The sequence below is a fragment of the Lutimaribacter degradans genome (assembly GCF_023703375.1).
GTDB classification, from domain to species: domain Bacteria; phylum Pseudomonadota; class Alphaproteobacteria; order Rhodobacterales; family Rhodobacteraceae; genus Lutimaribacter; species Lutimaribacter degradans.
Window position 1 is genome coordinate 40866 of record NZ_JAMQGO010000009.1, and the last position, 12604, is coordinate 53469.

The 12604-nt window shown below is 64.8% G+C and carries 13 protein-coding genes; 7 read left to right on the top strand and 6 right to left on the bottom strand.

What is annotated here, in order from left to right:
* The first annotated feature begins 55 nt into the window (after positions 1 to 55).
* From cobD to M8744_RS13085, 4 genes are read left to right on the top strand one after another with little or no spacing between them, the layout of a single operon-like run.
* Positions 56 to 1060 (top strand): threonine-phosphate decarboxylase CobD, encoded by a 1005-nt coding sequence (cobD, locus tag M8744_RS13070; RefSeq protein WP_251418432.1) that lies wholly within the window; start codon positions 56 to 58, stop codon positions 1058 to 1060.
* Positions 1057 to 1953, top strand: coding sequence for an adenosylcobinamide-phosphate synthase CbiB (gene cbiB, locus M8744_RS13075; RefSeq protein WP_251418440.1), 897 nt, complete (start codon positions 1057 to 1059; stop codon positions 1951 to 1953). The genes cobD and cbiB overlap by 4 nt, the downstream gene beginning before the upstream one ends.
* A gap of 60 nt (positions 1954 to 2013) precedes the next feature.
* Positions 2014 to 3192 carry a lytic murein transglycosylase gene (locus M8744_RS13080; protein ID WP_251418442.1) on the top strand — a complete coding sequence of 393 codons (1179 nt, stop codon included), beginning with the start codon at positions 2014 to 2016 and terminating at the stop codon, positions 3190 to 3192.
* The gene (locus M8744_RS13085; protein ID WP_251418444.1) at positions 3189 to 3737 is read left to right on the top strand and encodes an MOSC domain-containing protein; all 549 of its coding nucleotides are present in this window, start codon (positions 3189 to 3191) and stop codon (positions 3735 to 3737) included. Before M8744_RS13080 ends, M8744_RS13085 begins: the two co-directional genes overlap by 4 nt.
* Here M8744_RS13085 and M8744_RS13090 read toward each other — a convergent pair.
* On the bottom strand, positions 3734 to 4069 hold the full coding sequence (locus tag M8744_RS13090; protein WP_251418446.1) for a hypothetical protein: 336 nt from the start codon (positions 4067 to 4069) through the stop codon (positions 3734 to 3736). The genes M8744_RS13085 and M8744_RS13090 overlap by 4 nt on opposite strands.
* Positions 4070 to 4148: 79 nt before the next feature.
* On the bottom strand, positions 4149 to 7604 hold the full coding sequence (locus M8744_RS13095) for a chromosome segregation SMC family protein (protein ID WP_251418448.1): 3456 nt from the start codon (positions 7602 to 7604) through the stop codon (positions 4149 to 4151).
* 207 nt (positions 7605 to 7811) lie between these two features.
* Here M8744_RS13095 and M8744_RS13100 point away from each other — a divergent pair, with 207 nt between their 5' ends.
* Positions 7812 to 8267: a GNAT family N-acetyltransferase gene (locus tag M8744_RS13100; protein WP_251418450.1), complete on the top strand. Its 456-nt coding sequence runs from the start codon at positions 7812 to 7814 to the stop codon at positions 8265 to 8267.
* 56 nt (positions 8268 to 8323) lie between these two features.
* Here M8744_RS13100 and M8744_RS13105 read toward each other — a convergent pair whose 3' ends face one another.
* Positions 8324 to 8677 carry a hypothetical protein gene (locus tag M8744_RS13105; protein WP_251418452.1) on the bottom strand — a complete coding sequence of 118 codons (354 nt, stop codon included), beginning with the start codon at positions 8675 to 8677 and terminating at the stop codon, positions 8324 to 8326.
* Between the two features lie 183 nt (positions 8678 to 8860).
* Here M8744_RS13105 and M8744_RS13110 point away from each other — a divergent pair, with 183 nt between their 5' ends.
* Both M8744_RS13110 and M8744_RS13115 read left to right on the top strand, forming a co-directional pair.
* Complete coding sequence (locus tag M8744_RS13110; protein WP_251418454.1) at positions 8861 to 10075, top strand: TsoY family (seleno)protein; 1215 nt, start codon at positions 8861 to 8863, stop codon at positions 10073 to 10075.
* Between the two features lie 276 nt (positions 10076 to 10351).
* Positions 10352 to 11119: a FadR/GntR family transcriptional regulator gene (locus tag M8744_RS13115; RefSeq protein WP_251418456.1), complete on the top strand. Its 768-nt coding sequence runs from the start codon at positions 10352 to 10354 to the stop codon at positions 11117 to 11119.
* A 65-nt stretch (positions 11120 to 11184) separates the two neighbouring features.
* Here M8744_RS13115 and M8744_RS13120 read toward each other — a convergent pair whose 3' ends face one another.
* The 3 genes from M8744_RS13120 to M8744_RS13130 form a co-directional block, all read right to left on the bottom strand.
* Positions 11185 to 11742 (bottom strand): F0F1 ATP synthase subunit B, encoded by a 558-nt coding sequence (locus M8744_RS13120; RefSeq protein ID WP_251418459.1) that lies wholly within the window; start codon positions 11740 to 11742, stop codon positions 11185 to 11187.
* A gap of 4 nt (positions 11743 to 11746) precedes the next feature.
* The gene (locus M8744_RS13125) at positions 11747 to 12283 is read right to left on the bottom strand and encodes a F0F1 ATP synthase subunit B' (protein WP_251418461.1); all 537 of its coding nucleotides are present in this window, start codon (positions 12281 to 12283) and stop codon (positions 11747 to 11749) included.
* Between the two features lie 92 nt (positions 12284 to 12375).
* Positions 12376 to 12600 (bottom strand): F0F1 ATP synthase subunit C, encoded by a 225-nt coding sequence (locus M8744_RS13130; RefSeq protein WP_090027589.1) that lies wholly within the window; start codon positions 12598 to 12600, stop codon positions 12376 to 12378.
* Positions 12601 to 12604: the final 4 nt, after the last annotated feature.

Below are 12604 nucleotides of genomic sequence, written 5' to 3' on the forward strand. Positions count from 1 at the left end.
TGTGATTCCCTAGGCTCTACGTTTCATGGGGAAAAGCCCATCATGACGCAAGCCCATGACCCATGACCAGAAAACCCCGCGCGATCATGGTGGCGGCCTCGACGCCGCCATCACACGCTTTGGCGGCGCGCGGGCCGATTGGCTGGACCTGTCGACGGGCATAAACCCGGTGCCCTACCCTCTGCCAGTTCTTCCCGCCGACGCCTGGACGGCCCTGCCCGATCAAGCCGCCCAGCAGCGCCTGCGCGACGCCGCCAAAAAACACTGGCACGTGCCGGCGGGCGCACAGGTTCTGGCGGCGCCCGGCGCCTCGGCGCTGATCGCGCAATTGCCCCGGCTGGCGATGCCGGGCCGTGTGCATGTTCCGCACCCCACCTATAACGAACATGCCGCCGCCTTTCTCGCGCAGGGCTGGCAACTGGCCGACAGCACGGCAGGGGCCGATGCGCAGGTGATCGTTCACCCCAACAACCCCACCGGGCAATGGCACGACCCCGACTGCCTGACCGCACCGCTGGCCATCATCGACGAAAGCTTTGCCGACGTGGCCCCCGACCGCTCGCTCGTGGCGCAGGCCGCACGGCCCGGGCGCGTGGTTCTGAAAAGCTTTGGCAAGTTCTGGGGGCTGGCGGGGCTGCGGCTGGGATTTGCCATCGCGCGGCCCGAAACCATCGAACAACTGGCCGAGTGGCTGGGCCCCTGGCCCGTGTCTGGCCCGGCACTGGCAATCGGGACGGCGGCACTCGACGACTCCGGCTGGGCATCCGGCACCCGTGCGCGCCTGAACGCGGACGCCGCATACCTTGATACGCTGATGCTGCGGGCGGGGGCGCGGTTGCACGGCGGAACATCGCTCTTTCGCCTCTACGAGGTGCCCGACGCCGCCCTATGGCAGGCCCATCTCGGCCATCACCACGTCTGGAGCCGCATATTTCCCTGGTCTGGCACGTTCATCCGCCTCGGCCTGCCCTGCCCCGACCGCTGGGCGCAACTGGAGCACGCCCTCGGGACGTTGTTGGGTGGGGCGATGCCGCAGGCGAGCGTCACACAACGTCCATGACCCTGACATTGGCCCTGATCCTCGACGCCCTGCTGGGCGAGCCCCGCTGGCTCTGGTCGCGCCTGCCGCATCCGGCCGTGTTGATGGGCCGCGCCGTGGGTTGGTGCGACGCGCGGCTGAACCGGGGTAACGCGCGGCGCCTGAAAGGTGTCGCCGCCTTGGCGCTGCTGGTTGCGGGCGCGGCACTGCTGGGCAGCGCGCTGGCCGCGCTTGGCCCAGTGGTCGAGGTAATCGTGACGGCCATCCTGCTGGCACAAAGATCTCTTGTGCAACACGTCGCCGCCGTGGCTTCCGGCCTGCGCGCGGGCCTGCTGCAAGGGCGCGCCGCCGTTGCCATGATCGTCAGCCGCGACACCGCCACGATGGATGAAAGCGCCGTGGCCCGATCGGCCATCGAAAGCGCGGCGGAAAACCTTTCCGACGGGGTGATCGCCCCGGCATTCTGGTTCGCCGTCGGGGGCTTGCCCGGGCTCTTGATCTACAAGATCACCAGTACCGCCGACAGCATGGTGGGTTATCGCACGCCGCGACATGAACGGTTCGGGTGGGCGGCCGCGCGGTTCGATGACCTGCTGAACCTGGTCCCCGCGCGGCTGACCGCCTTGCTGATCGCCCTGCCCACCGGCCTTTTGCGCACCCTGCCCGCGATACGGCGCGATGCGCGGCTGCACCGTTCGCCTAATGCCGGCTGGCCCGAGGCCGCGATGGCCCGCGCGCTTGGCGTGGCATTGGCAGGTCCGCGCGCTTATGATGGCAAACCGCGCGATTTTCCCTGGGTGAACACGGATGGCCGACGCCCGCTGATGGCCAGCGATATCGACGCGGCGATCCGCGTGCTCTGGCTGGCCTGGGCCGTGGCGCTGGCACTTTGCGTCGGCCTAGCGATTGCATGATTTGCGTCGCTGGCGCGGGCTGATACTGTCAGTCTGACGCTATTGAACAGGACAGCATTGATGCGAACGACACTTCTTGCCGCCGCCCTTTCCCTTGCCGCCGCCTTGCCCGCCGCCGCCCAGCAGGCGCAATGCGGCGGCAGCTGGTCGGATTTCGTTGAAGGGGTCGCGCAAGAGGCGATCGCCCAGGGCCGCGATCCGGCGGCGGTGCAACGATTTACCGCGAGCCTGCGCCAGGATCAAAAGGTGCTGGCCGCCGACCGCCGACAGGGCGTGTTCCAGCTTGATTTCACAACCTTTGCCCGCCGGCTGATCTCAACCAGCCGGCTGCAAAAGGGCCAGCAAATGGCACGCGAATGGGCCAGTACCTTTGACCGCGTGCAAGCACGTTTCGGCGTGCCACCCGGTGTGCTTCTGGCCTTCTGGGCGTTCGAAACCGATTACGGCGCCTTCCAGGGTGATTTCAACACCGCCAACGCGCTCGCAACCCTGGCCCATGACTGCCGCCGCCCCGAGCTGTTCCGCCCGCAACTGCTGGCCGCGATCCAGCTATACGAGATGGGTGATTTCGACCCCGCCCGCACCACCGGCGCATGGGCCGGAGAAATCGGCATGGTCCAGATGCTGCCACGCGACATCATCGAGAACGGCGTTGATGGTGATGGCGACGGGCATGTCCGCCTGAAAACCTCGGCACCCGATGCGTTGATGTCGGGCGGCAAGATGCTGCAACACCTGGGCTGGCGCGCCGGCGAGCCGTGGTTGCAAGAGGTGCGGTTGCCCGCACAGATGGACTGGTCGCAATCGGGGCTGAACACCACGCTGCGCCCCGACCAGTGGCAGGCCATGGGCGTGCGTCCACGTTCCGGGCAATGGCAGGCCGAATTGCCCGCAAGCCTGATCCTGCCGCAGGGGCACAAGGGGCCGGCCTTTATCGCCTATCCCAATTTCAACGTCTATTTCGAATGGAACCAAAGCTTTACCTACGTGCTGACCGCCGCCTATTTCGCAACGCGCCTGTCCGGCGCGCCGGTGTTTGAGCCCGGCACCCCCGATACCGGCCTGTCGGGCGAGCAGATGAAAGAGCTGCAACGCAAGCTTGAGGCGCGCGGCCATGACGTGGGGGGCATTGACGGCATACTGGGCGCGGGCACCCGTGCTGCCGTGCGCGCCGAGCAGGCGCGTCTTGGCCTGCCTGTCGATGCCTGGCCCACACGCGAATTGGTGAACCGCCTATGACACATCGTACACCCGAGCAGTTGCAGGCCGCGCTGGCCCATATCCGCGCCGCGCCCACCGACAACGCACCGATCGAGATGCTGTGCTTTCGCCCCGGATATGGCCAACGCCAGATCGTTGACCGGCTGGAACTGACCGTTGACAGGGGCATCCCCGGCGAACGCTGGCTGACCGCGCCGTGGCTGAAAATGCCCGATGGCCGCCCCGACCCGCGCATCCAGGTATCGATCCTGCCGAAACGGGTAATGGATACCGTTTGGCAGGATCGCAGCGGCACCGTTCATCCGGGCGACCCGATCGTGGCGGATATCGAAACCTCGGTCGACAGCCTGCCCGTTGGCACGCGCCTGCAGGCCGGTACGGCCGTGCTCGAAGTATCTGACGCCTTCAACGAGGGCTGCGTGAAATGGAAAACCCGCTATGGGACAGCCGCCAAGGATTGGATCGTCACCCCCGAAAACCGCCCCCTGCGCCTGCGCGGGCTTTTGTGCCGGATCGTGCAGGATGGCGTGGTGCGCGTAGGAGACCGGCTGCATCGGGTCTAGGGTGAACTGCGCACCGGGAACCTGTGGCCCGCCTCGGTCAGCAAGACGAGACGCTTGTCGTTCTGGACAATCTTGTCGCAGCGCGCGGCACCGTGCACGAATTCGACGCAAACAATGCTGTCGTTGGTGATTTCCCAATACCCGTAGGCGGTGCCGCCATCATCGGCGTAAGTATAGGTGTACCGACCATCATCGAAGTAGCGCGACCGCCCGTCGTCATGAAATGTTAGCACCTCGCCGCGCAGCCGCGCCTCAAGCTGCGCCGCTGGAATGGTGCGGTCGCCCGCACGATCCGGCCATTCCTGTGCCAGCGCCGGAACGGCCGTGACCAATGCAACAATAAAGCAGCACCTTTTCATGCCGCCAAGCATAGCACCGGTTGTAGCGGCCCACACATCACGTTGGCGTGGATTACGCCACCATCTGCTCGGCCTTCTTCAGGTCCACGCTGACCAGTTGGCTCACGCCCTGCTCTTGCATCGTCACACCGAACAGCCGGTCCATCCGGGCCATTGTCACCGCGTGGTGGGTGATGATCAGGAACCGGGTTTCGGTGCGGCGGCACATCTCGTCCAACAGGTCGCAGAACCGCGTGACGTTGGCATCGTCCAGCGGCGCATCAACCTCGTCCAGCACACAAATGGGCGCGGGGTTGGCAAGGAACACCGCGAAAATCAGGGCCAGCGCGGTCAGGGTCTGCTCGCCCCCCGACAACAGCGACAGCGTCGACAGCTTCTTGCCGGGCGGCTGGCACATGATCTCCAGCCCCGCCTCCAGCGGATCGTCGGATTCGACCAGAACGAGGTTCGCCTCGCCACCGCCGAACAGATGGCGGAAAAGCATGGAGAAATTGCTGTTCACTTGTTCAAAGGCGGTCAGCAACCGCTCTCGTCCCTCGCGGTTCAGGCTGGCAATGCCCGAACGCAGGGTCTTTATGGCCTCTTCAAGGTCGATCTTCTCCGAGGCCAGCGTGCCGTGCTCTTCCTCGACCTCGCGCTTGTCCTCTTCGGCGCGCAGGTTCACCGCCCCCAGCGCGTCGCGCTGGCGTTTCAGGCGGTTCACATCCGCCTCGATCTTGTCCGAGGGTGGCATTGCATCCGCGTCGGCGCCCAGCTGTTCCAGCAGGTTTTCGGGCGTGGATTCCATGTCTTCCGCGATCCGCGCAACGGCGTAATCGACCGTCTCGCGCGCCGCATCCAAACGTGCCTCGGCGCGGGCGCGGGCCTCGCGGGCCTCGCCGGCCGCGCGTTCGGCATCCCGCTCTGCCTCGGTTGCGGTGCGCAACGCGCCCTCGGCCTGTGACAGCGCATCGGCGGCGGCGGCCTTGCGCGCCTCGGCCTGGGTGATCGCCTGGCCCAATTCATCACGCTTGGCGGCGATCTCCTCGGGTGCGGCGCTGGCCTCTTTCAGCTCTGCCTCGGATTGCGCCTTGCGCTGGACCAGCTCGGCGCTGCGGGTTTCGGCGGTTTGCAAGCGGTGCTTCCAGCCGCTGATTTCCTTGGTCACCTCTTGCGCCCGGCGGGTGCGGGCCTCGCCCTCGCGGCGCAGTTCGTCATGCGATGAGCGTTTGGTCATCATGGTCATCCGCGCCGCCTCGACCGTCATCTTGATGTCTTCGACGGCGGCGCGCGCGGCATCCAGATCTTCCAGTTCGGCCACGGCGCGCTCGGCCTCGGCCAGTTGCTGGCGCGCGGCGGTGGCCTCGTCCTCGTGCCGGGTGACGGCCAGGCCCAGGGATTCCAGCTTGGATTGCGCCAGGTTGCGGTCGGCCTCGGCCCGGCTGAGACGTCGGTTGGCCTCGTTCACCAGTCGATCGGCATCGCGCCGCGCCTGGCGCGCGGCCTGATCGGCAGCGGTCAAATCAGCCAGCCTGCTGGCCAATGCCTGGTGTGCCTGCCGCGCGGCATCGGCGCGGGCGGTGGCCTGCTCCATCTGCTGCTTCAACTCTTCCAGCCGGTTAAGCTGCTGCAACCGCAACGCCGCGGCACTTGGCGCATCCTCGGCCCAGGCGCGGTAGCCATCCCAACGCCACAGGTCGCCCTCAAGCGTCACCAACCTCTGGCCGGGTTTCAACAACGGCTGCAGGCGCGGCCCGTCATCGGGGCCAACCAGGCCGATCTGCGACATGCGTCGTTCCAGTACCTCGGGCACCGAGACGTGACGCGACAGCGCCGTGATTCCCTCGGGCAGGGGCTGCACCTCGGCATAGGCCGGCAACACCATCCAGCCCGAAGGCCCGTCGCCGCCCACCTCGGGCGCGCGCAGATCATCGGCCAGCGCGGCCCCCAGCGCCTTTTCGAAACCCTGTTCCACCTGCAACCGGTCCATGATCTGTCCGCCTTCGGCGGTGTCACGCTCCAGCAGCTTGGCCAGTGCCGTCACCTCGGCACGCAACGCGTTCAACTCGCCCTCGGCCTCCGAGCTTTCGGCGCGCACGTCGGCCTCGCGCTCTTGTGCCTCGGCGCGGGCGGCCTCGGCCTCTTTCAACGTGGCATCGGCATTGGCGGCGGTCTCGGTCGCCTCGGCCTCGGATTTTTGCGCAGCCTCGAAATCCGCGTCGGCGGCCTGCAACGCCTCTTGCGAAGCACGCACGGCAGCGCGCGCCTTTTCCGCCTCGCCCTCTGACCGGACCAGCATCTTGCGGGTATCATCAAGATAGCGCGTCGCAGACTGGTGCCGCGCGGCCAGGCGGGCCACGTCCTCGGTGCGGGTGGCCAGGTCGCTTTCACGCTCTTGCAGAATACTGGCCGCTTCGCGCGCGGCCTGCGCGGCCTCTTCCAAACGCTCGGCATGGCCATCGCCCGCCTTGGCCAGTTCGGCCTGCTCCCATTCAAGGCGCTCGATGGTGTCGCCGGCGTCGCGGTTCAGCCCGGCCTCGCGGTCGATATCCTTGCCAAGCTGCGCGATGCGGTTCTGCAAGGTCTCGATGGTTTGCAGGGCGCGCTCTTCCTGGTCGGCCAGCGCATCGCGCTGCACCTGCAGTCGTTGCAGGATCGCGGCGGCCACCGCTTCTTCTTCGCGCCTGGGGGGCAGGGCGTCCTCGGCGGCCTCGCGCGCCTTGGCGGCCTGGCGCGCTGCGGTTTCGGCCTGTCCCGCCGCAGTCACCCGTTCGCGCAGCTGCGCATCGGCGGTCAACCGCGCCTCGTCAGCCTCTTTCCAGCGGCGATAGAGCAACATGCCTTCGGCCCGGCGCAACTCCTCGCCGATGCTGCGATACCGCGCGGCCTGACGAGCCTGGCGCTCGAGCTGCGCCAACTGGCTGGCCAACTGCTCGATCACGTCATCGACGCGGGCCAGGTTCTGCTCGGCGCCCTTCAGCTTCAACTCGGCCTCGTGCCGCCGCTGGTAGAGCCCGCTGATTCCCGCCGCCTCTTCCAATATGCGGCGGCGCGCCTTGGGCTTGGCGTTGATCAACTCGCTGATCTGACCCTGCCGGACAAGCGCGGGCGAATGTGCCCCGGTCGAGGCATCGGCAAACAACATCTGAACGTCACGCGCGCGCACGTCCTTGGTGTTGACCTTGTAGGCGCTGCCCACGTCGCGGGTGATGCGGCGAACGATTTCCAGCGTATCGTCATCGTTGAAACCAGGTGGCGCCAATCTGTCGGAATTATCCAGGATCAGGCTGACCTCGGCGAAATTGCGCGCGGGCCGGGTGGCGGCACCGGCAAAGATCACATCTTCCATGCCGCCGCCACGCATCGCGGTGGGGCGGTTTTCCCCCATGACCCAGCGTAGCGCCTCAAGCAGGTTCGATTTGCCGCAGCCGTTGGGGCCCACGACCCCGGTCAGCCCGTCCCGGATCAGCAGATCGGTCGGGTCGACAAAGCTTTTGAAGCCGGTCAGCCTGAGCTTGGAAAAACGCAACGCGGCGCCCCTTGATTCTGGTTATCGCCCGATTTTGGGGGGTGAGGAGCACGCGAGTCAACGAAAACACCCACGATATGGGGGCGCAAAGGCAGTTATCCACAATATATCGCGGCTTTTTGCCGATACTGCGGGCGCCACGATGCTTGACGCGGGCACGGGCACAGGGCACCACTTTTGCAATACCCGCTTGGAAGGACCTGCCAGATGCCCACAATCGCCGCCGGCGACCCGACAGATCCGCAGGCGCGGGCGTTGTTGCGCTCCAGCGCCGCCCTGATGGAAGAGTTGTTCGATACCGAAGACAACCATTTCCTGTCGCCCGAGGAATTGTCGGCCCCCGACATACATTTCTTTACCGCGCGCGGCGATGACGATGCGCTGCTGGGCACTATCGCGCTGGCCGAGAAAGACGGCTATGGCGAGATAAAAGCCCTGTTCGTCGATGCCGAGGCCCGTGGGCAGGGGGTGGCTCGCGCTCTTGTCGACAAGGTCGAGGAAAAGGCCCGCGATCTTGGGTTGACCTGGCTGCGGCTGGAAACCGGCGACCAGCTTTTTGCCGCGATCAACCTCTATCGCCGGGCCGGTTTCACCGCCTGCGGGCCTTTCGGCGATTACGGCGAAAACGAAACAAGCGTGTTCATGGAAAAGCACCTGGCCTGAAAGCCGACGCGCCTCGGGCAGGCGACCGCAGCGCGCCCGATCTTTGGGGCCGGTTGTTACTGAGGGTCGCAGATGATTTCCTCGATCCGGGAACCTGGGCCACCTGAAACGGGCCGCGTGATCACCCCGCAACTGTAACTGGGCGACGTCAGCCGCGGTTTTGCCTTGCGCCCGCCGCAATTCAACGAAGCGCGGATCATGGCCTGGTCGCCGCCCTGGCGGCGCACGGTGCAGCCGCTGACCTGCTCAATCGCCAGAACGGCCCGCGGCCCGATCGGGCCCATGCGCGGCGCGTATTCGACATTCAGGCGGATCGCCTCGGCCTGGCTGCCCTGCACCCGTACATCGAACACCGATGGTGGAACAGTGACTCGCACGGGATCGACCCCGCGAAACCCCGGGCTGGGCATATTGCAGCCCGCAAGGGCGCAAAGGGCAAGGTAAAATGCAAAGCGCATGACCTCACTGAAGGCCCAACGGGTTAACACCTGGTTAACCCACACGCATTTCGCTGCGACAATCCGTACCTTTATATTCGATATTTCGAATGTTATGTGTTTCGCAACCTTGGAATACAGAAAAGGAGTCGCGCGATGGCTGACACCACGACTAGACCCGCAGACACCTATTCACCGCTTTACTTCCTGGCGTCGCTGGGGGCGGGCGGCTTGGCCGTGACATTTTTCATGTACCTGATGTTCTGGGTGCCGCACGAAGGCCGCCCCGTCCCCACGTTCGAGGATATCTCGGCCGCCTTCGCCACTGGCGGGCTGCCAATGCAGACCGCCATCATCGTGGCCGTTCTGGGCATCGCCTTTTTCACGGTTCTGAACGTCAAATCGCTGATCTGGAACTTTGGCGCGCTCGCCGCTTTCAAGAAAACCGATCGCTATGCCGAGCTACGCAATTCAAACGCTGAAACCACGCTTTTGGCCGCGCCACTGGCCACGGCGATGACGATCAATGCCATGTTCATTGTCGGCCTTGTGTTCGTGCCCAGACTTTGGAACGTCATCGAATACCTGTTCCCGTTGGCGCTGATCGCCTTTCTGGGCCTCGGCGTCTGGGCCTTTCGGACCATCGGCGATTTCCTGGGCCGCGTGTTGACGCAAGGCGGCGTGTTCGACGTGACCGCGCATAACAGCTTTGCCCAGCTTCTGCCGGCCTTTGCCATCTCGATGGTCGCCGTGGGCCTTGCCGCCCCCGCCGCGATGAGCGGCAACACCCTGACCGTTGGCCTGTCGTTGGTGCTGTCGACCTTTTTCGGCTTTGCCGCCATCACCTACACGGTCGTCGCCGCGATCACGGCGTTCAACTCGATGCTGCATCACGGCACGGCCCGCGAATCGGGGCCGACGCTGATGGTGATCGTGCCGATCCTTACCGTGCTGGGCATCATGTTCATGCGCCAGACGCACGGGCTGCACACGTCGTTCGGCGCGGAAGAAACCGATGGCGAGACCATGGTTTTCCTTGCCCGCCTGCTGACAGTGCAGATCCTGTTCCTGCTGCTGGGCATGGTGGTGTTGCGCCGGCAGGGTTATTTCACCGACTACGTATTTGGCAGCAAGACATCGCCAGGTTCCTACGCGCTGGTTTGCCCCGGTGTGGCGCTAAGCGTGATGCTGCAATTCTTCATCAACAAGGGCTTGGTGGCAGCCGGTGTAATCGGTGAATTCGGTATTGCCTACTGGGTGCTGACCGGCATCGCGTTGGCTTCGCAATTCGCGATGATCGGCCTGGTGCTTCGCCTGAACCGCCAACATTTCGGCAAGGCGCCCCAACGGGCGACCATGCCCGCGGAATAGCCAACCTCCCATTGGCTGACCCTGGGGCGTGCGGAGAGATCCGCGCGCCCCTTCTTGTTCCAACGGCAGGCCCGCGCACCGTCGATGGGATGGCGCAATCGGCTTGTTCCTTCTGCCGCCAAGCCTGGCCGCCGGGGTTTTGCCCGCAAAATGGCGGCGGCCGTCCTTGGCCCCGCCCCTATCCAGACAAGTTCGCGCCCGGCACGAAACCGCCTTGACCTTGTGGCATCGTTGGCGCGGTCATATGTTCTGACCAATTCACAGCGCGAGTCCCCGATGCCCTTTCAACCCGTGCAGCCCGAGAAACTGTCCACCGTTGTCACCCGCCAGATCGAAAAGCTGATCTTGCGGGGCATCCTGCGACCGGGCGAGCGCCTGCCATCCGAAAGGGAACTGGCCGAACGGCTGGGCGTCTCGCGGCCCTCGCTGCGCGAAGCGATTGCAGAGTTGCAAGACAAGGGCCTGCTCAGCACCCGCGCGGGGGCGGGTATCTACGTGGCCGACGTGCTGGGGAGCGCCTTTTCCGACGCACTCATCCAGCTATTTGCCGAACATGACGAGGCGGTTTTCGATTATGTCTCGTTCCGCCGCGACATGGAGGGGCTGGCCGCCGAACGAGCAGCGCGGTTTGCATCGGATACGGACCTGAAGGTTATCCAGACCATTTTCGACAAGATGGAAGCGGCCCACCAGCATCGCGATCCGACGATCGAGGCGCGGCTGGATGCCGATTTTCACCTGTCGATCATCGAGGCCAGCAATAACGTCATCATGCTGCACATGATGCGCTCGATGTATCAACTGCTTCAACAAGGTGTGTTCTACAACCGCCAGACCATGTTCAAGCAGCGCACCACGCGTGACACCCTGATAGACCAGCACCGCGCCATCAATGACGCGCTGCAAAAGCGCGACGGCGCCGCTGCGCGCGCCGCCGTCGAGGCGCATCTGCGCTATGTTGAACGCGCCCTGCATGATCAGCAACGCACCGACCGGAACGAAAAGATCGCCCGCCTCCGGTTGGAGCACGAACAGGCCCGGTAGCCAAAAAACGAAACGCCCGCTGATGGGCCAGCGGGCGTTTCCAACTATTGGCGGGTCTGAGTGGCTTAGTGCAGCTTTTCACCCACGTCGCCAATGGCCGCGTCGATCAGCTTGTTGCCCTCGGTCGCGGTCATCTGCTTGGCGATAACGTCACCCGCCGCCGCAATGGCAATGCGTGCGGCAGTGTCGCGCACCTGTTTGACAGCGTTGGCCTCGGCCATCTTGATCTGGTCTTCGGCGGCGACCATGCGGCGTTCGATGGATTTCTGCAGATCGGCCTTTGCTTGCTCGGCGGCCAGCGTGGCCTCTTCCTTGGCGTGTTTCACGATGCGGTCGGCCTGTTCCTGCACTTCTTTCTGCTTGCGCTCGTAAGAGGCCAGGATGGTCTGGGCCTCTTCACGCAAGGCGCGCGCTTCGTCCAGTTCCGACTGGATGCCATCGGCGCGCTTGTCCAGCATACCGATCACCAGCGTTGGCACCTTGAAATAGAACAGCACCGCGATGAACAGCAAAAAGCCCAGGGTCACGATGAAATCGGTGTTGCCCAGCGAAAAGAACGGGCCGCTTGCCGCGGCGGCGGGGCTTGCGGTTGTCAGGGCAATCAGAATGGCAATCTTGCGCATGGTCTTACCCTTTCATCCGGTTCGCGACAGCCGCGTTTACGGTCTTGGCGTCGGCTTTTCCACCCAGCGCAGCCACGATCTCGGCCGCGGTGTCCTTGGCGACGACCTGCACGCTTTCCATCGCGCTCGCCTGAATCTCGGCGATCTTCTTTTCACCTTCGGCGGTTTTTTCCGCGATCTCAGCGTCGGCCTTGGCAGTCGCTTCGTCCAGCTCTGTCTGGATTTCGGCTTTCGCCTCGGAGATGATGCGCTGAGCCTCGGCGCGGGCATCGGCCAGCGCCTTGTTGTAAGCCTCTTCGGCCTCGACAGCCTTGGCCTTCAACTCGTCGGCGGCGGCGATGTCGTTGGTGATGGTCCCCTGACGCTCGGCCAGAACGGCCGCGATGCGCGGCAGCGCGATGCGCGACAGGACGAAATAGATCACGACCAGCGTGACCATAAGCCAGAAAATCTGGTGGTCCCAGTTCGAGAAATCCAGCTGCGGCATGCCGGGTGCGGCTGCCCCTTGCGCGGCGTCAGCGGCGTTGGTTTCGGTCGCCATATCGTCCTCCTTGGGGAACTTTCCGGTTACACCGGGCAGTCACGCGGCGAAAGCGGTGACTGCCCGGCCGTAAGGATCAGGTTCCGTAAGGTTCAGACGGCGAACATCAGCAGCAGAGCAACCAGGAACGAGAAGATGCCCAGGGCTTCTGCGAATGCGATGCCGATGAAAAGGGTCGCGGTCTGCGACGCGGCGGCCGAGGGGTTGCGCAATGCGCCGGCCAGGAAGTTGCCCGCGACGTTGCCCACACCGATTGCGGCTGCGCCCGAACCGATTGCTGCCAGGCCTGCGCCGATATGTGCCAGTTGACCTTCCATTGGT

Excerpts from the sequence above, each read along its gene's own strand:
- M8744_RS13125 (WP_251418461.1), bottom strand. The coding sequence starts at position 12,283 with ATGGCGACCGAAACCAACGCCGCTGACGCCGCGCAAGGGGCAGCCGCA.
- M8744_RS13105 (WP_251418452.1), bottom strand. The coding sequence starts at position 8,677 with ATGCCCAGCCCGGGGTTTCGCGGGGTCGATCCCGTGCGAGTCACTGTT.
- cobD (WP_251418432.1), top strand. The coding sequence starts at position 56 with ATGACCCATGACCAGAAAACCCCGCGCGATCATGGTGGCGGCCTCGAC.
- M8744_RS13130 (WP_090027589.1), bottom strand. The coding sequence starts at position 12,600 with ATGGAAGGTCAACTGGCACATATCGGCGCAGGCCTGGCAGCAATCGGT.
- M8744_RS13115 (WP_251418456.1), top strand. The coding sequence starts at position 10,352 with ATGCCCTTTCAACCCGTGCAGCCCGAGAAACTGTCCACCGTTGTCACC.
- M8744_RS13080 (WP_251418442.1), top strand. The coding sequence starts at position 2,014 with ATGCGAACGACACTTCTTGCCGCCGCCCTTTCCCTTGCCGCCGCCTTG.
- M8744_RS13120 (WP_251418459.1), bottom strand. The coding sequence starts at position 11,742 with ATGCGCAAGATTGCCATTCTGATTGCCCTGACAACCGCAAGCCCCGCC.
- M8744_RS13110 (WP_251418454.1), top strand. The coding sequence starts at position 8,861 with ATGGCTGACACCACGACTAGACCCGCAGACACCTATTCACCGCTTTAC.
- M8744_RS13100 (WP_251418450.1), top strand. The coding sequence starts at position 7,812 with ATGCCCACAATCGCCGCCGGCGACCCGACAGATCCGCAGGCGCGGGCG.
- cbiB (WP_251418440.1), top strand. The coding sequence starts at position 1,057 with ATGACCCTGACATTGGCCCTGATCCTCGACGCCCTGCTGGGCGAGCCC.
- M8744_RS13085 (WP_251418444.1), top strand. The coding sequence starts at position 3,189 with ATGACACATCGTACACCCGAGCAGTTGCAGGCCGCGCTGGCCCATATC.